The 19,532-nt window shown below is 71.5% G+C and carries 21 protein-coding genes; 12 read left to right on the top strand and 9 right to left on the bottom strand.

Annotated elements, in window-relative coordinates; all coding sequences use genetic code 11:
• Positions 1–69: 69 nt before the first annotated feature.
• Positions 70–696, bottom strand: coding sequence for a dihydrofolate reductase family protein (locus AB5J55_RS34020; RefSeq protein WP_369274278.1), 627 nt, complete (start codon positions 694–696; stop codon positions 70–72).
• 174 nt (positions 697–870) lie between these two features.
• On the opposite strand from AB5J55_RS34020, the gene AB5J55_RS34015 reads away from it, so the two are divergent.
• Positions 871–1,638: a 3-oxoacyl-ACP reductase family protein gene (locus AB5J55_RS34015; protein WP_369274277.1), complete on the top strand. Its 768-nt coding sequence runs from the start codon at positions 871–873 to the stop codon at positions 1,636–1,638.
• A 143-nt stretch (positions 1,639–1,781) separates the two neighbouring features.
• Here AB5J55_RS34015 and alc read toward each other — a convergent pair whose 3' ends face one another.
• Positions 1,782–2,897 carry an allantoicase gene (gene alc / locus AB5J55_RS34010; RefSeq protein WP_369276368.1) on the bottom strand — a complete coding sequence of 372 codons (1,116 nt, stop codon included), beginning with the start codon at positions 2,895–2,897 and terminating at the stop codon, positions 1,782–1,784.
• A gap of 38 nt (positions 2,898–2,935) precedes the next feature.
• Complete coding sequence (allB, locus tag AB5J55_RS34005) at positions 2,936–4,276, bottom strand: allantoinase AllB (RefSeq protein ID WP_369274276.1); 1,341 nt, start codon at positions 4,274–4,276, stop codon at positions 2,936–2,938.
• Between the two features lie 247 nt (positions 4,277–4,523).
• On the opposite strand from allB, the gene AB5J55_RS34000 reads away from it, so the two are divergent.
• A complete protein-coding gene (locus AB5J55_RS34000) occupies positions 4,524–5,324 on the top strand; it encodes an IclR family transcriptional regulator (RefSeq protein ID WP_369274275.1) in 801 nt (266 codons plus the stop codon).
• Between the two features lie 14 nt (positions 5,325–5,338).
• On the opposite strand, the gene AB5J55_RS33995 is transcribed toward AB5J55_RS34000, so the two are convergent.
• Positions 5,339–5,626 (bottom strand): DUF5955 family protein, encoded by a 288-nt coding sequence (locus tag AB5J55_RS33995; RefSeq protein WP_328421593.1) that lies wholly within the window; start codon positions 5,624–5,626, stop codon positions 5,339–5,341.
• Positions 5,627–5,837: 211 nt separating this feature from the next.
• Between AB5J55_RS33995 and AB5J55_RS33990 the strand changes: the two genes are divergently transcribed.
• Positions 5,838–6,440: an NTP transferase domain-containing protein gene (locus AB5J55_RS33990; protein WP_369274274.1), complete on the top strand. Its 603-nt coding sequence runs from the start codon at positions 5,838–5,840 to the stop codon at positions 6,438–6,440.
• A 209-nt stretch (positions 6,441–6,649) separates the two neighbouring features.
• The gene (aceB, locus tag AB5J55_RS33985) at positions 6,650–8,272 is read left to right on the top strand and encodes a malate synthase A (protein ID WP_369274273.1); all 1,623 of its coding nucleotides are present in this window, start codon (positions 6,650–6,652) and stop codon (positions 8,270–8,272) included.
• 4 nt (positions 8,273–8,276) lie between these two features.
• On the opposite strand, the gene AB5J55_RS33980 is transcribed toward aceB, so the two are convergent.
• Genes AB5J55_RS33980 through AB5J55_RS33970 form a run of 3 tightly spaced genes read right to left on the bottom strand, consistent with a single transcriptional unit; the run spans position 8,277 to position 10,946 of the window.
• The gene (locus AB5J55_RS33980) at positions 8,277–8,555 is read right to left on the bottom strand and encodes a SelT/SelW/SelH family protein (RefSeq protein ID WP_369274272.1); all 279 of its coding nucleotides are present in this window, start codon (positions 8,553–8,555) and stop codon (positions 8,277–8,279) included.
• Entirely contained in the window at positions 8,552–9,466 is a 915-nt protein-coding gene (locus tag AB5J55_RS33975) for a HipA family kinase (protein ID WP_369274271.1), read from the bottom strand. The genes AB5J55_RS33980 and AB5J55_RS33975 overlap by 4 nt, the downstream gene beginning before the upstream one ends.
• Before the next feature lie 22 nt (positions 9,467–9,488).
• Positions 9,489–10,946 carry an IucA/IucC family siderophore biosynthesis protein gene (locus AB5J55_RS33970; RefSeq protein WP_369274270.1) on the bottom strand — a complete coding sequence of 486 codons (1,458 nt, stop codon included), beginning with the start codon at positions 10,944–10,946 and terminating at the stop codon, positions 9,489–9,491.
• A gap of 149 nt (positions 10,947–11,095) precedes the next feature.
• On the opposite strand from AB5J55_RS33970, the gene AB5J55_RS33965 reads away from it, so the two are divergent.
• From AB5J55_RS33965 to AB5J55_RS33955, 3 genes are read left to right on the top strand one after another with little or no spacing between them, the layout of a single operon-like run.
• On the top strand, positions 11,096–12,610 hold the full coding sequence (locus tag AB5J55_RS33965; RefSeq protein WP_369274269.1) for an IucA/IucC family protein: 1,515 nt from the start codon (positions 11,096–11,098) through the stop codon (positions 12,608–12,610).
• A gap of 43 nt (positions 12,611–12,653) precedes the next feature.
• Positions 12,654–13,919, top strand: a complete 1,266-nt coding sequence (locus AB5J55_RS33960) for a VWA domain-containing protein (protein ID WP_369274268.1) — start codon at positions 12,654–12,656, stop codon at positions 13,917–13,919.
• The gene (locus AB5J55_RS33955) at positions 13,919–14,722 is read left to right on the top strand and encodes a hypothetical protein (RefSeq protein WP_369274267.1); all 804 of its coding nucleotides are present in this window, start codon (positions 13,919–13,921) and stop codon (positions 14,720–14,722) included. The genes AB5J55_RS33960 and AB5J55_RS33955 overlap by 1 nt, the downstream gene beginning before the upstream one ends.
• A gap of 62 nt (positions 14,723–14,784) precedes the next feature.
• On the opposite strand, the gene AB5J55_RS33950 is transcribed toward AB5J55_RS33955, so the two are convergent.
• Entirely contained in the window at positions 14,785–15,411 is a 627-nt protein-coding gene (locus AB5J55_RS33950; RefSeq protein ID WP_369274266.1) for a winged helix-turn-helix transcriptional regulator, read from the bottom strand.
• 87 nt (positions 15,412–15,498) lie between these two features.
• Between AB5J55_RS33950 and AB5J55_RS33945 the strand changes: the two genes are divergently transcribed.
• From AB5J55_RS33945 to AB5J55_RS33925, 5 genes are all read left to right on the top strand, one after another.
• Positions 15,499–16,710, top strand: a complete 1,212-nt coding sequence (locus AB5J55_RS33945) for a pyridoxal phosphate-dependent aminotransferase (RefSeq protein WP_369274265.1) — start codon at positions 15,499–15,501, stop codon at positions 16,708–16,710.
• Positions 16,711–16,735: 25 nt separating this feature from the next.
• Positions 16,736–17,275 carry an HAD domain-containing protein gene (locus tag AB5J55_RS33940; protein WP_369274264.1) on the top strand — a complete coding sequence of 180 codons (540 nt, stop codon included), beginning with the start codon at positions 16,736–16,738 and terminating at the stop codon, positions 17,273–17,275.
• The gene (locus AB5J55_RS33935; RefSeq protein WP_369274263.1) at positions 17,272–17,871 is read left to right on the top strand and encodes a histidine phosphatase family protein; all 600 of its coding nucleotides are present in this window, start codon (positions 17,272–17,274) and stop codon (positions 17,869–17,871) included. Before AB5J55_RS33940 ends, AB5J55_RS33935 begins: the two co-directional genes overlap by 4 nt.
• Positions 17,872–17,966: 95 nt before the next feature.
• The gene (locus AB5J55_RS33930) at positions 17,967–18,605 is read left to right on the top strand and encodes a hypothetical protein (RefSeq protein WP_369274262.1); all 639 of its coding nucleotides are present in this window, start codon (positions 17,967–17,969) and stop codon (positions 18,603–18,605) included.
• A gap of 51 nt (positions 18,606–18,656) precedes the next feature.
• A complete protein-coding gene (locus AB5J55_RS33925; protein WP_369274261.1) occupies positions 18,657–19,079 on the top strand; it encodes an acyl-CoA thioesterase in 423 nt (140 codons plus the stop codon).
• A gap of 19 nt (positions 19,080–19,098) precedes the next feature.
• Here the strand turns inward: AB5J55_RS33925 and AB5J55_RS33920 are convergent, their stop codons facing one another.
• Positions 19,099–19,494, bottom strand: a complete 396-nt coding sequence (locus AB5J55_RS33920) for a winged helix-turn-helix transcriptional regulator (protein WP_369274260.1) — start codon at positions 19,492–19,494, stop codon at positions 19,099–19,101.
• Positions 19,495–19,532 lie beyond the last annotated feature (38 nt).

The raw sequence follows: 19,532 nt of genomic DNA, 5'->3' as shown, positions 1-19,532 counted from the left end.
AACGTGCGCCCCGGCGTCCTCACCCGATCTCCATGAAGAGGTCGAGCGAGCACGCCGGGAGGCGGCTGATCAGGCGTCCTCGGGGAGTCCGAAGGTGCCGTACTCGGGGCGACCTGCCAGGTCGTACGAGTTGATGGCGACACCGGTGCTCGTGACGCTGCCGCCGCTGTGCTTGAACGCGGTGGGCACGGCGCCCTCCGTGAACAGGCGGTGGCCCGTGCCGAGCACGACCGGGAAGGTCAGCAGGTGGAGGGTGTCGACGAGGCCGAGGGCCAGCAGCGACCTGACGAGGGCGCCGCTGCCGTGGACCTGGAGCTCGCCGTCGACGCGCTCCTTGAGGGCGGTGACCTCCTTGGCGAGGTCGCCGCTCAGCACGGTGGTGCCGGCCCACCCGGGGTCGGTCAGCGTGGCGGACGGGACGTACTTCGGCAGGGCGTTCAGCTTGGACGAGACCGGGTCGGCCGGGTCGGTCACCTTCGGCCAGAACGCGGCGAAGATGTCGTACGTACGGCGTCCGAGGAGGAAGGCGGCCGGGCGGGTGAAGACCCCGTTCATGAACTCGCCGAAGTCGTCGTCGGCGTACGGAAAGCTCCAGCCGCCGTGCTCGAAGCCGCCGCGGGTGTCCTCCTCCGGGCCACCCGGCGCCTGGTAGACGTTGTCGAGCGTGACGAAGAGGGTGGAAACGAGCTTGCCCATGAGGAGTGCCTCTTTTCCGGTTTCCGGTTTTCCGGGGCGAGATCTGCTGTCATCACCTCAGACCCCGCCGACACCCGCAACTCATCGCCGGGCCGTGTTCCGCCGAGCCTTCCCCGGCACCTCGGTGTCCGTTCGCCGCCAGCACTTCGGCCCCGGCGGCGCTGGGATGGACCCATGACTACAACGCACGCACCCCTGACAACCACTTACGGACCCCTGCACGGCAAGGTCGCCCTGGTCACCGGCGCCGGCCGAGGCATCGGCGCCGCCACGGCGCTGCGGCTCGCCCGGGACGGCGCGGACGTCGCCGTGACCTACGTGAACGGCAAGGAGGCCGCCGAGGAGGTCGTACGGGCCGTCGAGGAGTTGGGGCGGCGGGCCGTGGCCCTGCGGGCGGACTCGGCGGACGCGGACGAGGCGTCCGGCGCCGTGGAGCGCACCGTCGAGGAGCTCGGCGGCCTGGACGTGCTGGTGAACAACGCCGGCGTCGGCGTCCTGGGACCGCTGGCGGGCCTGTCGCTCGCGGACGTGGACCGGGTCCTCGCGGTGAACGTCCGGGGCGTCTTCCTGACCTCCCAGGCGGCGGCCGCCCGGATGAGTGCCGGGGGCCGGATCATCACGATCGGCTCCTGCATGGTCCAGCGGGTGCCGGGCCCCGGCGGAACTCTCTACGCGACCAGCAAGTCGGCCCTGATCGGCCTGACGAAGGCCCTGGCACGTGAGCTGGGTCAGCGCGGCATCACGGCGAACGTCATCCACCCCGGCCCCATCGACACCGACATGAACCCGGCCGACGGCCCCTACGCGGCCGACCAGTCGGCACTGACCGCACTGGGCCGCTTCGGCACGGCCGACGAGGTGGCGTCGATGGTCGCGTACCTGGCCGGGGCGGCCTACGTGACGGGTGCGGAGTTCGCGGTGGACGGCGGCCACGCGGCCTAGCTGTGCTGTTCGGGAACGTTGGTGACAGGCGACCGGTCAGCACACCTAGCGCCTGCGGTGGGTCCGGTCTCCCCTGGGGCCGGACCCACGACCCCGTTTCGGCCTTGGCGCACCGGTGTTGGAGTTCCGGTGCGCCACCGGCGTCAGCCGCCCAGCTCCTGGTGCCGCGCCGCCAGGCCTGCCGTTCCCTGCTCCGTCAGCGAGCCGTGCAGCCGCAGGCGGGAGATGCCGCCGTCCGGGAAGATGTCCACGCGCGCGTGCGTGCCCACGGCGGGGTTCGGCAGGACGAAGCGGTGGTTCGTGTCGGGCTGGAGGCGGGTGCGCGGCAGGATCTCCGTCCACTCACCGTCCTCGCCGTCCTTCACCGAGACGGCGGCCCAGCCGGCGCTGTTGCCCTTCAGGTAGGCCGTGTCGATCTCGATCGCCCGGATCTGGGACTGGGCGACGAGGCGGTAGCGGATCCAGTCGTTGCCCTGGTCGCGGCGTCGGCGCGTCTCCCAGCCGTCGTCCATCTTGCGGGAGCGGCCCGGCTGGATGGTGTTCGTGGCGGGCGAGTAGAAGAGGTTGGAGGCGTCCTCGACCTGGCCGCCGTTCTCCAGGGCGACGACGTCGAAGGTGCCGAGCACCTCCAGCCACTGCGGATCCGGCGCCACCTCGCCGTACACGCGCAGGCGCGCGATGCCGCCGTCGGGGTGCTGGTTGACGCGCAGGTGGGTGAAGCGCTGCTCGACGTCGATGGCGAAACCATTCTCCGCATGCCCGCCCACCGGCGTGCGCGGCACCAGCGTCGTCCACTTCACGTCGTCCGCCAGCAGCTCCTGCGGCGACGGCGAACCCGGCACCGACGTGGCCTCGATGGACACCGCCTGCGGATAGTTGCCGCGGAAGTGGGCCGTGTCGACGACGATCCCGCGGATCACGCCGGGCGCGCCGAGGCGGACCAGCGCCCAGTCGTGGTCCTCGGCCGTCGGCCACGGGTGCTCGGCGGAGGCACCGCGCCGCCGCCGGGTCTCCCAGCCGTCCATGATCTTGCCCTTGTGCCCGAAGTGCTCGGGGTCGAACTCGGCCCGCTCGGGCAGCAGGAGGTTCTCGCGCTGGGCGAAGAACTCGTCGTTGGCGGCGATGACACCGGCGCCCAGCCCGCGGTCGGCGAGGTTGGCGTACTGGGTGAACGGGAAGTCGGCGGTGCGGTGGTCGGCGTAGGGGTCGCCGCCGCCGTAGGGGTTCGCGTCGCCGGTGAAGCTGGGTATCGCCGTCACGGTGATCAGGTCTGCCTTTCGCATTCGATGGGTGGGATTCAGTTGGTCCGGGTGAGCAGTCGCCCCTTCGGGTCGGTGAACTCGCCGTCCGCGACGATGCGTTCGCCGCGCAGCCAGGTGGACTTCACGACGCCGTACAGGGTCTTGCCCGCGTACGCCGTCACGCGGTTGCGGTGCTGGAGGGCGGCCGGGTCGACGGTGAACGTCTCGTCGGGCGCGAGGACGGCGAAGTCGGCGTCACGGCCCGCCTCGATGGCGCCCTTGCGGTCGTCGAGTCCGACGAGCTCCGCCGTCCGCGCGGACATCCAGCGGACCACGTCCTCCAGGCCGTGCCCGCGCTTACGGGCCTCGGTCCATACGGCCGCCAGGCTCAGCTGGAGTCCGGAGATGCCGCCCCAGGCCGTCGCGAAGTCGTCGGTCTTCAGGTCGGCCGTGGACGGGGAGTGGTCGGTGACGATGCAGTCGATCGTGCCGTCGGCCAGCGCCTGCCACAGCAGGTCCTGGTTGGCGGACTCGCGGATCGGCGGGCAGCACTTGAACTCGCTGGCGCCGTCCGGGACTTCCTCGGCGGTGAGGGTCAGGTAGTGCGGGCAGGTCTCGACGGTGACCCGGACGCCGTCCGCCTTCGCCTCGGCGATCAGCGGCAGGGCGTCGCTGGACGACAGGTGCAGCACGTGCACGCGTGCGCGCAGGGCCTTCGCCTCGCGGATGAGCTGGGCGATGGCCGTGTCCTCGGCGTCCCGGGGGCGGGAGGCCAGGAAGTCGGTGTACTTCGGTCCCGGCTGCTGCGGGGCGGAGGCGAGCAGGTGCGGGTCCTCGGCGTGCACGATGAGCAGGCCGTCGAACGCGGCGATCTCGGCCATGGAACGGGCCAGCGGGTCCCGCTCGAGGTGCGGGAACTCGTCCACGCCGGACGGCGACAGGAAGGCCTTGAATCCGAAGACGCCGGCCTCGTGCAGCGGTCGCAGATCCTTGACGTTGTCAGGCAGGGCGCCGCCCCAGAAGCCGACGTCGACATGCGCCTTGTCGGCGGCGACCCGCTGCTTGACGCGGAGGTTGTCGACCGTCGTGGTCGGCGGGATGGAGTTGAGCGGCATGTCGACGAGGGTGGTGATACCGCCGGCCGCCGCGGCACGCGTGGCGGTCCAGAAGCCCTCCCACTCGGTGCGGCCCGGGTCGTTGACGTGCACGTGCGTGTCAACCAGGCCGGGCAGCAGGACGTCGTCGCCGAGGTCCTCCAGGCGGGCGCCGGACGGGACTTCGGCGTCGTACCCGAGTACGGCCGTGATCTTGCCGGCGGAGACCAGAACCGAGGCGGCCCGTGTCCCCTCCGGGGTGATGACGCGCGTCGAGCGCAGCACCAGTTCAGCGTCGGACACCCGGACCCCTCTCTGCCGCCGTTTACTTCCGCGTAACGGAATTCAACTTTCTGTTGAAGGAGTCTCCGCTCCCGTTCCCGCGCCGTCAAGGGCACACTTCTCCACAGTGCACCCGCCCGCCACTCTCTGGACGTTTCCACAAAGCGGAATTACAATTCCGGGAAGCAGAACGTAGCTACGTACAAGCAGGGAGTCAACCGACCGACGGGTAGGCTTCTGAGCTCCCACCGGTCCCGAAAGGAACGCCGTGCCGACGTCCAGCGCCAGCACCACCGACTCCGCCAGGTCAAGCTCCAATGGTGGCGTCCAGTCCCTCGAGCGCGCCTTCGACCTGCTGGAACGGATGGCGGACGCGGGCGGCGAGGTCGGCCTGAGCGAGCTGTCCGCGAGCAGCGGGCTGCCGCTGCCCACCATCCACCGCCTCATGCGGACGCTCGTGGCGTGCGGGTACGTACGCCAGCAGCCCAACCGCCGCTACGCCCTCGGCCCGCGCCTGATCCGCCTCGGCGAGTCCGCGTCCCGGCTGCTGGGCACCTGGGCCCGCCCGTACCTCGCCCGGCTGGTCGAGGAGACCGGCGAGACGGCGAACATGGCGCTGCTCGACGGCGATGAGATCGTGTACGTCGCCCAGGTGCCGTCCAAGCACTCGATGCGCATGTTCACCGAGGTCGGCCGGCGCGTGCTGCCGCACTCCACGGGTGTCGGCAAGGCGCTGCTCGCCTCCTTCCCGCCGGAGGAGGTGCGGGCACTGCTGTCCCGCACCGGCATGCCGGCCGCCACGGAGAAGACGATCACCACGCCGGACGGCTTCCTCGCGGCCCTGGAGGAGGTGCGGCGCAACGGCTACGCGATCGACGACAACGAGCAGGAGGTCGGCGTCCGCTGCCTCGCCGTCCCCGTCCCCGACTCCCCCACCGCGGCGGCCATCTCGATCTCCGGCCCGGCAGGACGGGTGACCGAGGCGGCGACGGACAAGATCGTGCCGATGCTCCAGCAGGTGGCCGTCGAGCTGTCGGAGGCCCTGGCCAGCTCGGCGCCGACGGCCTGATCAGGTCCGGGGACTCAACGACGCGGCGGGTCCCCGAACAACTCCACCGCGTCCCGTACGGCCGACAGCCCCCGGGACAAGGCGCTCACCGAGCCGATCGCGCCCGCGATCAGCAGCAACGACCGGCGCAGGCGCGGGATTTCGGGGGCACCCTCGATCGTCATCGCGGCCAGCGCGGCAAGTTCGTCCTCGGCGATTCCCCGGTCGGGGAACTCGCCGGGATGCGCGGCGAGTTCGCGGCGCAGACGGGACACGGCCGTCCGCAGTCCCGCCACCCTCAGGTCCTCGTCGCTGCCCGTCACCGACCTCTGCCCCAAGCTCCGCAACAAAGCTCCCCCTCGCACGCCGTTGTGCGCCAGTAGTCACGCATCCCCCGTCGAGCGCCCCGGACGGTGGTCGGGCGCCGGGGACGCGGGTCAGTAAACGCCACCGCTGCCGGGCGCGCCACCGTGCGGACCGAAATTCAGCCCAACGGCACCGGCCGCGCCGGCGGACGTCGGGTATGCAGGACGCATGACTGAGAAAGAAGCCCCCCTGGTCGCGGGTCTACTGCTCGCCGCCGGGGGCGGACGACGGCTCGGCGGACACCCCAAGGCCCTGCTGCGACACCGTGGCCGACCGCTCGTCGAGTACGCGGTCGGGGTACTGCGCGCGGCCGGCTGTGCCCGCGTGCACGTGGTGCTGGGCGCCCAGGCCGCCACCGTACGGGAGCAGGCGGAACTCGGTGACTGCGTCCTGGTGGAGAACCCGGACTGGGCCGACGGGATGGGCTCCTCCCTGCGCGCCGGGCTCGACTCGCTCGCGGGCACGGGCGCGCGGGCGGCACTGGTGTCGCTCGTCGACCAGCCCGGCATCGGCCCGGAGGCGGTCGCGCGCGTGCTCGCCGCCTACGAGGACGAGGCATCGCTCGTCTCGGCCGCCTACGGCGGCGTACGCGGGCATCCCGTGCTCTTCGGCGCCGCCCACTGGGCGGGCATCGCGGCGACTGCGACCGGTGATCGAGGGGCACGCGCCTATCTGAAGGCGCACGAGGCCGCGATCGGGCTCGTCGAGTGCGCGGACGTGGCCCGGCCGTACGACATCGACACGGAGGACGATCTCACCCACCTTGAGTGAAGGCGGTGGCACCCAGAGCCACCTTGCCTCGACTCAGAGAATCTCGACATCAACAAACCATTGAACTTCCACCATGAGGAAACTAGTATCCACTGTTCAGAAGCGCCCGACTGCTCCACGGGCGCGCCCAGCCGTATCCGGGAAGACTGGCACCCGGTGCCAAAGCTCGACCGCTCGTCTCCGTAGTTCGCTGAAGGAAGTGACAGCTCATGTCCGCACCAGCGCCGTCCCCGCTGGCCATCGTCGACGCCGAGCCCCTGCCCCGGCAGGAGGAGGTCCTCACGGAAGCGGCCCTCGCCTTCGTGGCCGAGCTGCACCGCCGGTTCACGCCCCGGCGTGACGAACTCCTCGCCCGCCGTGCGGAGCGCCGCGCCGAGATCGCCCGCACCTCCACACTCGACTTCCTCCCGGAGACCGCCGCCATCCGCGCGGACGACTCCTGGAGGGTGGGCCCGTGCCCGCCCGCGCTGCAGGACCGCCGAGTCGAGATCACCGGCCCCACCGACCGCAAGATGACCATCAACGCCCTCAACTCGGGTGCCCGGGTCTGGCTGGCCGACTTCGAGGACGCCTCCGCACCGACCTGGGAGAACGTCGTCCTCGGCCAGGTCAACCTGATCGACGCGTACACCCGGAACATCGACTTCACCGACCCGAAGTCCGGCAAGTCGTACGCCTTGCGCGCGAACGACGAGCTCGCGACCGTCGTCATGCGCCCGCGCGGCTGGCACCTGAACGAGCGTCACCTCCAGATCGACGGCGAGCCGGTCCCCGGCGCCCTCGTCGACTTCGGCCTGTACTTCTTCCACAACGCCCAGCGCCTGCTCGACCTCGGCAAGGGCCCGTACTTCTACCTCCCGAAGACGGAGTCGCACCTGGAGGCCCGCCTCTGGAACGAGGTCTTCGTCTTCGCGCAGGACTACGTCGGCATCCCGCAGGGCACCGTCCGCGCGACCGTCCTGATCGAGACGATCACGGCGGCGTACGAGATGGAGGAGATCCTCTACGAACTCCGCGACCACGCCTCCGGGTTGAACGCCGGGCGCTGGGACTATCTGTTCTCCATCGTCAAGAACTTCCGTGACGGCGGTGCCAAGTTCGTCCTGCCGGACCGCAACGCGGTCACGATGACGGCCCCGTTCATGCGCGCGTACACCGAACTCCTCGTCCGCACCTGCCACAAGCGCGGTGCGCACGCGATCGGCGGCATGGCGGCCTTCATCCCGTCCCGCCGGGACGCCGAGGTCAACAAGGTGGCCTTCGAGAAGGTCCGCGCCGACAAGGACCGCGAGGCCGGCGACGGCTTCGACGGCTCCTGGGTCGCCCACCCCGACCTGGTCCCGATCGCCATGGAGTCCTTCGACAAGGTCCTCGGCGACAAGCCCAACCAGAAGGACCGGCTGCGCGAGGACGTCTCCGTCCAGGCGGGCGACCTGATCGCCATCGACTCCCTGGACGCCAAGCCGACGTACCCGGGGCTGGTCAACGCCGTCCAGGTCGGCATCCGCTACATCGAGGCGTGGCTGCGCGGCCTCGGCGCGGTCGCCATCTTCAACCTCATGGAGGACGCGGCCACCGCGGAGATCTCCCGCTCCCAGATCTGGCAGTGGATCAACGCGGGCGTCGAGTTCGAGAACGGCGAGCACGCCACCCCCGAGCTGGCCCGCAAGGTCGCCGCCGAGGAACTGGCGAACATCCGCGCGGAGATCGGCGAGGAGGCCTTCGCGGCCGGCCACTGGCAGCAGGCCCACGACCTGCTCCTGGAGGTCTCCCTCGACGAGAACTACGCCGACTTCCTGACGCTGCCGGCGTACGAGCAGCTGAAGGGCTGAGCCCTCAGGAAGCCGGTTTGTCCGAGTGGCCCAGGGATTTTCCCGGGGCCACTCGGTCGCGTACGGCCTGCTTGACCGCCGTCGGCTCGGGGAAGCCCTGCTCGCGGCGGTCCCAGACCACTTCGCCGTCGACGCGGACGACGAAGATCCCGCCCTTGCCCGGCTTCAGCGCCAGTTCGTCCAGCTCCGCCTCGAAGGTGGTGAGCAGTTCCTGCGCCAGCCAGGCCGCCCGGGGCAGCCACCTGCACTGGGTGCAGTACTCGATCTCGACACGGCCACTCATCCGAGGTGCACCGACCAATCCTGTTCCGCGGCCGGCTTGCCGTGCAGGTCGGGCACCTGCTTCAGCCACTTCGGCCGGCCTTCCTGTGACTTCGCCGCCCGCAGGGCCTGCTCGGCGGCGAGTTCCTCCCGGGTGGGGAAGTCGGTGGGGAGCCAGGCCGAGGATGCCCGCACGCGTGCGTGGAGGTGGCCGACGTAGGCCTCGCGGAGCGCGTCGGGCGTCTCGAAGCCGGGCTCGTCCGCCAGCCAGGCGTCCGGCACCTCGGCCACGATCCCGCGCAGCAGTTCCTCGCTCACCCTGGGCGCCAGCTCCGCGTCCGCGGCACGCACGTCGGGGGCGTAGTGGCCGAGGGCGTGATGGCGGAAGTCGTAGGACTTCGCCGGGTCCGAGCCGTCCCAGCGGTGGTGGAAGACGAGCGCCGCTCCGTGGTCGATCAGCCACAGGCGCGGCGGGACCGTGCCGAAGGTGGGCCAGATCATCAGGTTCGAGCTGTGCACCGTGCGGTCGACGTTCGTGGTCAGGGCGTCCAGCCAGACGATCCGGCCCGCCTCCAGCGGGTCGACGGGGAAGGTCTTCGCGACCTCCGGGGTGAAGTCCCGGGCGCCCGGCAGAAAGTCCATGCCGAGGTTGACCCCCGCGCTGGCGGCGTGCAGCTCCCGCACCTCCTGGTGCGGCTCGCTGTCCGCGACGGCGGGGTCGAAGTGGACCAGGACCAGCTCGGGGAAGCGCAGCCCCAGGGCACGGGCCAGCTCGCCGACGATCACCTCGGCGACCAGCGCCTTGCGCCCCTGCGCGGAACCGGTGAACTTCACGACGTACGTGCCCAGGTCGTCGGCCTCGACGACTCCGGGCACGGAGCCGCCGGACCGCAGCGGGGTCACGTATCGAACAGCAGTCACGTCGCGCAGCACACCCGCCAGGGTAAGTCAGCGCTCACCCGGCCAGCGGGTTCGGGAGGGGCAGATAGCGGGCGTCGGCGCCGTCCGCGCCCGTCCAGCGCAGCAGCAGGTTGGTCTTGCCGGGGAGCGTGGGTGCGGTGAGCAGGTCGGCGATCTCGGGAAGGTCGTGGCGGGCCAGTTCGCGGTGTACGGCGGGCCAGGGGTCGAAGCCCGGGTGGCGCTCGGCGAGGGCCGCAGCGACCTCGCACAGGTGGTTCACGACGAGTGTGTACACGAGCCGCTCCCAGCCGGCCTCACGGGACACGTCCGGCAGCACCTTCACGCCCTCGGCGTCCCGGAAGAGGGCCTGCACCGGGATGCCGTCGCGGTCGACGGCGACGAGCGTGTTCTGCAGGTGGGCCTCCAGTACGACGCCGTGGTCGGCGAAGGCCGCGAGGGCGGGCGGTACGACCGCACGCAGGTACGCCTCCCACCAGGCCGTGTCGCCGAGCGTGCCGCCTTCGAAGCCCTCCACCAGGCCGGCGGCGAGAATCGGAGTGGCACCGGGCAGCAGGTGGCCCTGGAAGCCGTCGCGCACGAGGACCGCCAGTTCCTCGTAGGCGAAGTCGGCGGTGCGGTAGCCGCGGTCGGAGAGCCAGGCCGCGGGGCTCGTCGCGAACGCGCGGGACGCCGCCGCATCGGTCCTGCGGAGTTTCAGCAGGTCGTGGCGCCACAGCCGACGGATGTCATTGGTGATGCGGACGTCCAGGCTGAACTTGAGGAAGAGGTCGCAGCCGGGGACGTACAGCGTGCGGATCGCGGCCGTCGGCCACGCCTCGAAGCCGGTCGTGCCGAGCCGGATCAGCCGGCCGTCGGCGAAGGCGTCCGCGAGTTCCGGGCCGACCAGGTCCAGCTGCCACGGGTGCGCGGGCAGCAGCAGGTATCCGGGCGGTGCCTCGCCGAAGGCGTCCAGGGCGGAGGTGTCGCCCTCCTCGACGACGGTGTCCTCGCGCAGGCCGAGCAGCGTCAGCGGGAAGCGGGCGTGCGCCTCGGGGGCGTACGGCAGCCAGGCCGCGGCCGGTCCGCCGCCACGCGCTTTGGGGGCGGGGTGGTAGGGGTGGCCGGTGAGGAGGCACTGCTCGGAGCGGAGGTAGGGATCCGCCGGCGGCGTCGCACGCGCGCGTGCGGTGAGCAGCGCGGCCACCGTGTCCCGGCTGTCGATGATCTCGGCGGGCAGTTCGTGGTTGGACAGGCCGGTGTGGCGGCGCAGCTCGTCGGCGACGAGCTTGACGAGCTCGGTGTGCCCGATGCGCTGCCAGGTCCCGTCCGCACGCACCTCGGGCTCGGCGGGCCGCCGTTCACCGAGCACCCGCAGCAGGCGGCCCGTGCCGTGCAGCCGGTACACGCGCCGCTCGCCCGGCCCGGGTACGGGCTCGGCCACCTCCCGGAGGAAGCAGTTCAGCAAGGGCGCGACCGCGTGGGCGTCGGCGGCGGACAGGGGGTTGAGGTGCACGCGCTCCACTCGTTCTCTACGGTCCGTTCAGGACGCAATCCACGGCCCGTTCTGGTCTGTCTCCACGGTCCGTTCCGGTGGGAAGACGATCAGTATGTCTGTCGTCGGCGCCTGGTCCGACGTCCTACTCGTACCCGAGGAGCCCGCCCGTGCACCGTCTCCCCAGCGCCGAGGCCGAGGTCGGCGCCGATCTGGCCGACGTACGCCCCGAACTCGCGTCGCGGTACGCCGCCGAGCTCCCCGGGGCCCGGGCGGCCGTGCTGACCCGGCTGTGGCGCGCCCTCGCGCACGAGCCCCTGCCCTGGGTCGCCCGCCGCGAGGCGGGACAGGAGGGCCTCACCCTGTGCCTTTCGGACGGGCGGCGGCTGCACGGCCCGCGTGCGGACCCGTACGGCACCGCCGCCTACGTCACCGCCGTACGGCTCGGCGAGAGGTCGTACGACGATCCGGCCCGGCTGCTGACCGACCTCTCCGTACCGCACGGCACGTCCTTCGCCGCCGAACTCGGCCACAGCGTTGCCTCGTTGGCGCTGGCGCGGGCCGGGCAGGACGGTCACCCGAAGGATTGGCCGGTGTCCGACTGGGAGTGGGAGCAGCGGGTGGTAGACGGGCATCCGTTCCATCCCAACTGCCGTTCCCGGCCCGGCTTCTCGGTCGCGGAGCAGCTGGCGTACGGGCCCGAGCACCGGCCGGTGGTGACGCTGGGGCTGGTGCCGGTGCGGGCGTCGGAGTGCCTGGCGACGGGTCGGTGGCCGGAGGGGATGCGGGACGGGGAGCGGCTGCTGATCCCGGTGCATCCGTGGCAGGCCGAGCATGTGCTCAAGCGCCCCTACGACCCCTACGGCGACGGGATCGCCGCGCACCCGCTGATGTCCCTGCGCACCCTCGCCCTCCCCGGCGGACCGCACGTGAAGACCGCGCTCAGCGCACGCCTGACGTCCTCGGTGCGGGACATCTCGGTGTACTCCATCGGCATGTCGGCCACGCTGTCGGACTTCGCGGCGCAGCCGGCGGCACGCATGGACGGGCTGCTCCACGTCACCCGCACGCTGGGGGCCGTCACGGCCAACTCCCCCGATCTGGCGGCGGTGTTGCGGGAGTCGCCGCAGGAGTACGCGGGATCCGGCGAGCGGGTCGTACCGGTGGCCGCGCTGGCCGGCACCGAGCTGCCCCGATCGCCCACGTGGCTGGCCGAGTTCACGCGTCTCGCCCTCACCGTGGGGCTGCGGCTGCTGGAGCTGGGGGTCGCGCTGGAGGCGCACGGCCAGAACCTGCTGGTGGTGCTGTCCGCGAGCGGCGCCCCGGTGCGGCTGGTCTACCGCGACCTCGCCGACATCCGCGTCAGCCCGGCCCGGCTGGCCCGGCACGGCATCCCGCTGCCCGAGCTGACCGGCCGGATCGTCACGGACGACGTGCCAACCCTGCGCCGCAAGCTGTTCGGCTCGCTGGTGGCCGGGGCGCTGGCGGGCACGGCGGGCTCGGGGGCGGCGTTGCGCGGGGCGCTGGAGGCGGTCGTACGCGATCTGCCGGCCACCGGGGACCTCGCCGCGCTGCGCCAGGAGCCGCTGCCGACGAAGGCGTTGACGCTGATGCGGCTGTCGCCCGGGACGCCCGGGGACCAGTGGGCGGAGTTGCCCAATCCGCTGGTCACCGAGGTGTTCTGACCTCGTTTTGAAGCGGGACACCTCTGATCAATAAGATCCGCCGATGATCACAAGAACACGGCTGGCGACCGGGGTTTGCGCCCTGCTCGCCGCGCTCGCGGCCGGGACGGCGTTCCCGGCCGGGGCGGTTGCCGATGAGACCAGCGCGTTGGCGCCCAAGGTCGACCTCGTCCTCGACGTGAGCGGCTCGATGCGGGCCAGGGACATCGACGGCCAGTCCCGGATGGCCGCCGCGAAGCAGGCTTTCAACGAGGTGCTGGACGCGACGCCCGAAGAGGTCCAGCTCGGCATCCGCACGCTCGGCGCCAACTACCCGGGCGACGACCGCAGGACGGGCTGCAAGGACACCGCGCAGCTCTACCCGGTCGGCCCGCTGGACCGCACCGAGGCCAAGACGGCGGTGGCGACCCTCACGCCGACCGGCTGGACACCCATCGGTCCCGCGCTGCTCAAGGCGGCCGACGACCTCGACGGCGGCGAGGGCTCCAAGCGGATCGTGCTGATCAGCGACGGCGAGGACACCTGCGCCCCGCTCGACCCGTGCGAGGTGGCCCGGGAGATCGCCGCCAAGGGCATCGGCCTGACCATCGACACGCTCGGCCTGGTCCCGAACACCAAGATGCGGCAGCAGCTCAGCTGTATCGCGGAGGCGACCGGCGGGACGTTCACCTCGGTCGAGCACACCGAGGAACTCACCGACAAGGTCAACCAGTTGGTGGACCGGGCGGCCGATCCGGTGGTGACGCCGGTCGCGACGACGGGCGCGGACCGGTGCGCCAAGGCGCCGACGCTGAAGTCCGGCCTGTACACCGACCGCGCGGAGTTCGGGCAGCAGCGCTGGTACCGGGTGGACGTCGAGCCCGGCCAGGAGCTGCGCGCCTCGGTGAGCGTGTCGGCCGACCGGGCGGTGAACCCCTCGTACGGAGTGCTGCTGCGGGCGGTGACCGAGCGCGGGCGGGAGATCGTACGCGGCGAGGCGGCGGGCAACGGCCGTACGGATGTCATGTCGACCGGGCTGCGCCTTCCGAAGGCCGAGGCCGAGGACGAGGACACCGCGACCGCTGAGACCGTATGCCTCCAGCCCACCCACTCCTTCTCGGCCGGCTCCGGCGTGCAGACCACGCCCGGACTGCCGCTGGAGCTGACCATCGACGTCGTGGACGGGCCGTCGCAGTCGAGCGACGTGGCCTCCTTCGGCCTCGGGCGCGGCTGGTGGCTGCTCGGCGCGCTGATCCTCACCGGCTTCCTCGCCGGTCTCGTCTGGGGCTGGCTGTCGCGCTGGCGCGTCGCGGTCTGGAGGACCAACTGATGCGGATCACACGTGTGTTGAGCGGCACGCTGCTCATGCTCGGGCTGGCGGTCGCCCCTGCGGTGGCCGACACCTCTCCCTCCCCCGGCGCTTCGGAGGACGGTGGCGCGCCGACCCGGGCGGGCACCTCCTTCCGGACGGCGACCGAGATCGAGCAGGGCCGGACTGCCAGCGCGAGCGCCTCCACGGGCGACTACCTGTACTGGTCATTCCCCGCGGACGCCGGCCTGCGCCCCACCGTCGAGGCCACGGTGAAGCTGCCCGACACACACGCCGCCGAGACCTGGCAGATCGACGTGTACGACGGTCTGCGCCGCCGTCAGGCCTGCCAGTACGGAGCACAGACGCGCACCGCGGCGGCGAACGCGGGCACGCTCGAGCTGACCTGCGTCCTGCGCACCGTCCGCGGCTGGTCGGAGCCCTGGGCCAATGACCCGCTGCCGGGCACGTACTACATCCGTCTGACGGTCGTGGACGTGCCCACCTCCGACCTCGGTCTGCCGGTCGGCGCCGAGGTCCGGGTCGACTCCAAGGACGTCGGCGGTTCGGCTGCGGTGGACGGATCGCTGGCGCAGCCGCTCGTGCCGGGCGTGGCCGTGAAGTCGCGGGAGGACGAGGAGAGTTCGTCGGCCTCGGCCGTGCTGTCCAGCATCGAGCCCGAGGACGGCTGGGCCTCCGGCTGGTGGTCCGACCGCTGGGTGTGGACGGCGATCGGCGGCGCGCTGGCCGCGCTCGCGGGTGTCGCCGGGTACGCGCTGACGCGCGGGCCGGGACGGCCGTCGCGGGTGCCGCGGGGCGCCTGACGGCTCGTCACGCCGACCGGCAAGGCCCGCCGTACACATGCGTACGGCGGGCCTTGCGCTGGTCAGACGTCGAGCAGCGCCTTGGCCAGGGTCCCGTCCCCGCTCACCTCGATACGGCCGCCCCGAACGGCGTCAGCCACGCTCAACTCCCCCCGCGCGACCGCCTCGCACGCCCCGGAGTCCAGCACCAGCCGCGCATCCGGTTCACCCGGAGCGGGTCCGTCCCCGTAGACCGGCCCGTCCTCGGCGCCGACGTACAGGTGGAAGTCCCCCTCCTCCAGCCGGACTTCGACGAGCCCTTCGCCCTCCAGCGAGCGCAGCAGAGGCAGCGCGAACCAGTGCGCGCGCACGGCGTCGGTGGGCCGTCGCTCGCCGAGCTCGGGCCGCCCCCACTCCCCCAGCGCCTGGAGGACAGGCAGCAACTCACGCCCCCGTGAGGTGAGTTCGTACACGTACGCCGCTCCCGGCGGGGGCAGCTTGCGCCGTGTGCTGATGCCGTCCCGTTCCATGTCCTTCAGCCGTGAGGCGAGTACGTCCGTGCTGACGCCCGGCAGATCGGCGTGCAGGTCGGTGTAGCGCCGCGGGCCGGCCAGCAGCTCCCGGACGATCAGCAGGGTCCAGCGGTCGCCGACGACGTCGAGCGCGCGGGCGGCGGAACAGTACTGGTCGTAGCTTCGGCGAGGTGACATGCGACGCAGTCTAGACATGTTGTTGGACTTTCCAAGCTCGAACTTGGTAAAACCAAGCAACACACGAAACCGGAGGGGCGAGCGCGCATGGAGTTCCGGCAGTCGAGCAAGCTGAGCGAGGTCTGTTACGAGATCCGCGGTCCGGTGATCGAGCACGCGAACGCGCTGGAGGAGGCGGGCCACAGCGTGCTGCGCCTGAACACCGGCAACCCCGCGCTCTTCGGCTTCGAGGCGCCGGAGGAGATCCTCCAGGACATGATCCGGATGCTCCCCCAGGCGCACGGCTACACCGACTCGCGCGGCATCCTCTCCGCCCGCCGGGCCGTGGCCCAGCGCTACCAGACGCTCGGTCTGGAGGTCGGCGTCGACGACGTCTTCCTCGGCAACGGCGTGTCGGAGCTGGTCTCCATGGCCGTACAGGCACTGGTCGAGGACGGCGACGAGATCCTCATCCCCGCCCCGGACTTCCCCCTCTGGACGGCGGTGACCACCCTCGCCGGCGGCAAGGCGGTCCACTACCTGTGCGACGAGCAGGCCGACTGGTACCCGGACCTGGACGACATGGCGTCGAAGATCACGGACCGCACCCGCGCCGTGGTCATCATCAACCCGAACAACCCGACCGGCGCGGTGTACCCCAAGGAGATCCTGGAGGGCATCCTCGACCTCGCCCGGCGCCACGGCCTGATGGTCTTCGCCGACGAGATCTACGACCAGATCCTCTACGACGACGCCGTGCACCACTCGGTCGCGGCCCTCGCCCCCGACCTGGTGGTCCTCACCTTCTGCGGCCTGTCGAAGACGTACCGGGTGGCGGGATTCCGCTCCGGCTGGCTCGTCGTCACCGGCCCGAGGCAGCACGCGAAGGACTATCTGGAGGGCCTGACGATGCTGGCCTCCATGCGGCTGTGCGCCAACGCACCCGCCCAGTACGCCATCCAGGCCGCGCTCGGGGGCCGCCAGTCCATTCGCGAGCTGACCGTGCCGGGCGGGCGGCTGTACGAACAGCGCAACGTGGCCTGGGAGAAGCTCAACGAGATCCCCGGTGTGTCGTGTGTGAAGCCGAAGGGCTCGCTGTACGCGTTCCCGCGCCTCGACCCCGAGGTCTACAAGATCCACGACGACGAGAAGTTCGTCCTGGACCTGCTGCTGCGGGAGAAGATCCAGGTCGTGCAGGGCACCGGCTTCAACTGGCCGACCCCCGATCACTTCCGGATCCTGACCCTGCCGTACGCGGACGACCTGGAGGCGGCGATCGGGCGGATCGGGCGGTTCCTGAGCGGGTATCGGCAGACCTGAGCTCCGGGGTGGGTAGAACCCGGGCATGAGTACCCGCCCTCTGCTGCTCCTCGACGTGGACGGCCCTCTCAACCCGTTCCGCGCCCCGTACCTCCGCCATCGCGGCTACGTGACGTGCCGGCTGCACCCCGCCAACTGGTCCGCCCGGCAGCGGCCGGGGTCCCGGCGGCTGCGCCGGGGCTTGAAGGTGCGCCTGCATCCGGGGCACGGCGAGCGGCTGCTGGCGCTGCCGTACGAGCTGGCGTGGGCCACCACCTGGCAGCACCAGGCCAACGAGATGATCGGGCCGGTGATCGGACTGCCGGGTGATCTGCCGGTCGTCGAGTGGCCCGAGCTGTTCGGGACGGATCCGGACGGGCTGTACTGGAAGACCCGGCACGTGGTCGCGTGGGCGGCGGGGCGGCCCTTCGTCTGGGTCGACGACATGATCACCGACCTGGACGTACGGCATGTCGCGGCCCACCATGACGCGGCCGCGCTGCTCGTGCCGGTCGACGCGCGCAAGGGGCTGCGCGAGCGGGACTTCGCGGAGTTGGAGCGCTGGGCTCTTAGCCTGGAGACATGAGTGATCTCTTTCTCGTCCGGCACGGCGAGACCGCTTGGTCGCGGTCCGGGCGGCACACGGGCTGGACGGACGTACCGCTCACCGAGCACGGGCGGGAGGAGGCGCGGCGGCTGGTGCCGATGATCCGCTCGCACCGGATCGGGGCGGCGTTTGTCAGCCCTTCGCAACGGGCGCGGGAGACCGCCGAGCTGATCGGGCTGCACGACGTGCGGGTCGACGCCGATCTGCGGGAGTGGGACTACGGCGGCTACGAAGGCATCACGACCGTCGAGATCCAGCGTGAGCGGCCGGGGTGGTTCCTGTTCTCGGACGGGGTCGCGCCGGGGCCGCCCGACCATCCCGGGGAGAGTCCGGAGCAGGTCGGGGAGCGTGCCGACCGGATGCTGGCCAAGGTGGACGCCGCCTTCGCCAACACCGAGGGGTGCGTGGTGCTCGTGGCGCACGGTCACTTCCTGCGGGTGCTCACGGCGCGGCGGCTCGGACTGCCGGCTGCAGACGGGGCACTGTTCCAGCTGGCGACGGGGACGCTGTGCCGGCTGGGTACGGAGCACGGTCGGCCCGTGATCGCCGGGTGGAATGTCAGACCCGGGTCGTAACCTTCCCAGCGGATGGGCCGGTCCTGCCTGGGGGTGGGGCCGACGCCGTGCCCGGCGATCGGGCCGGCGCCCCAGCGCCCGGGAAGGAGCACGCCGTGACTCGACCGCCGACCGCCGCCCAGCGGCGTGTCATCGATGCCGCCGACCCCGTCACCGGGCGGCTGAGGGGCACGGAGGCCCAGCTCGCGGCGCTGGTGAAGCGGGGGCTCGCCTTCCGGCACCCGCGGCCGCCGCACGATCACTTTCTGACGCCGGCGGGGCATCGCATACGGGAGGCCGAGCCCTCCGAGCCGGCGGCTCCCGCGGAGCCCGCGGCTGCCGCGGCCGGCGGTGTGTTCGCGGCGCGGATCGGCGGCGAGGAGGACGCCCTGAGGACGGGGTCGGCGCGGCTGCGTGAGGTGCGGGGCGCCTGGCAGGGCCTGCTGGAGCTGCGCCGGATGACCAATCCGGACGGGGCGACGGACCGGCCGTGCGCGTGGGAGCGTACGCATCTGGTGCAGGCCGCCGCGCTCGCCCTGGAGGCCGCCGGGCACCGTCCGGCCGAGCAGGACTCCGAGGAGGGGTACCGGGTGCGGGCCACCCCGCAGCCCGAGGCGATCGCCGTGCGCGAGCCGGACGCCGCGCGTCTGCGGGAGTGCGCGGCCACACTGGAGAAGGCGGGTTGGCAGGTCGGCGAGTACACCGAGCCTCGCACAAGAGCGCGATATCTACTGGCATCCCCAAGACGGATGTAGAGGGCACATGCCAGGATCGGAACGATCAGAACCGCAGGCGAAAGGGAAGTCGTGACCGAGCCGTTTTCCGTTCCGGTGACCGTCCGAGGGTACGAGACGGATGTGCAGGGACACCTCAACCAGGCGGTGTACCTGAACTATGCGGAACACGCCCGCTGGGCGCTGCTGCATTCGGCCGGGATCAGCCAGACCGGCCTCACCTCCAAGGGCGTGGGGCCGGTGGCCCTGGAGACGACCATCCGCTACAAGAACGAGCTGCTCGCGGGCGACGAGGTCGAGGTGACGTGCGCCTTCACCTGGGGCGGCGGCAAGACGTTCACCATCGAGCAGACCATCCGCAAGACCGACGGCACGGTCGCGGCCGAGATCACGGCGGTGGGCGGAATCCTGAACCTCCAGGAGCGCAGGCTGGTCGCGCGTCCCGACGAGGTCTTCAAGGAGCTGGCGTCGGACCCGAGCCTGTTCGGGCTCTAGTCACGCCTTCGGGCTCCGGTCACACCAGCTCCGGCGCGTGCTCCTCGTCATAGGCGGCACGCGACTCGGCGATGTAGACCCTGTTCCGCTCGGCCCAGTCGGTCAGGCGCTGCAAAGTCTCGTGCAACTCCCGCGCCACCGGCGTCAGTTCGTATTCCACCTTCGGCGGCACCGTCGGATGGACGGTGCGGGTGACGAGGCCGTCGCGCTCCAGATTGCGCAGGGTGAGGGTCAGCATCCGGCGGCTGATGCCCTCGATGCTGCGCTCCAACTCGGTGAAGCGAATGGGCCCGTGCGCGGCGGCGACGAGGATCTGGACGCTCCACTTCCCGGAGACCCTGTCAAGAACTTCGCGGACCGGGCACGCGTGCGCGTTCACTGCCTGGACGGTTACACCGGTGTTCCTCTGGGACATCGAACTGCCTCCTTATGCCGCTCTCCCATGGTCACTCA

The sequence above is a fragment of the Streptomyces sp. R11 genome, assembly GCF_041051905.1.
Classification (GTDB): domain Bacteria; phylum Actinomycetota; class Actinomycetes; order Streptomycetales; family Streptomycetaceae; genus Streptomyces.
This window is presented reverse-complemented; position numbering and strand designations above follow the sequence as displayed.

Excerpts from the sequence above, each read along its gene's own strand:
- AB5J55_RS34020 (WP_369274278.1), bottom strand. The coding sequence starts at position 696 with ATGGGCAAGCTCGTTTCCACCCTCTTCGTCACGCTCGACAACGTCTAC.
- AB5J55_RS34015 (WP_369274277.1), top strand. The coding sequence starts at position 871 with ATGACTACAACGCACGCACCCCTGACAACCACTTACGGACCCCTGCAC.
- AB5J55_RS33990 (WP_369274274.1), top strand. The coding sequence starts at position 5,838 with ATGACTGAGAAAGAAGCCCCCCTGGTCGCGGGTCTACTGCTCGCCGCC.
- aceB (WP_369274273.1), top strand. The coding sequence starts at position 6,650 with ATGTCCGCACCAGCGCCGTCCCCGCTGGCCATCGTCGACGCCGAGCCC.
- AB5J55_RS33980 (WP_369274272.1), bottom strand. The coding sequence starts at position 8,555 with ATGAGTGGCCGTGTCGAGATCGAGTACTGCACCCAGTGCAGGTGGCTG.
- AB5J55_RS33960 (WP_369274268.1), top strand. The coding sequence starts at position 12,654 with ATGATCACAAGAACACGGCTGGCGACCGGGGTTTGCGCCCTGCTCGCC.
- AB5J55_RS33955 (WP_369274267.1), top strand. The coding sequence starts at position 13,919 with ATGCGGATCACACGTGTGTTGAGCGGCACGCTGCTCATGCTCGGGCTG.
- AB5J55_RS33950 (WP_369274266.1), bottom strand. The coding sequence starts at position 15,411 with ATGTCACCTCGCCGAAGCTACGACCAGTACTGTTCCGCCGCCCGCGCG.
- AB5J55_RS33945 (WP_369274265.1), top strand. The coding sequence starts at position 15,499 with ATGGAGTTCCGGCAGTCGAGCAAGCTGAGCGAGGTCTGTTACGAGATC.
- AB5J55_RS33940 (WP_369274264.1), top strand. The coding sequence starts at position 16,736 with ATGAGTACCCGCCCTCTGCTGCTCCTCGACGTGGACGGCCCTCTCAAC.
- AB5J55_RS33935 (WP_369274263.1), top strand. The coding sequence starts at position 17,272 with ATGAGTGATCTCTTTCTCGTCCGGCACGGCGAGACCGCTTGGTCGCGG.
- AB5J55_RS33920 (WP_369274260.1), bottom strand. The coding sequence starts at position 19,494 with ATGTCCCAGAGGAACACCGGTGTAACCGTCCAGGCAGTGAACGCGCAC.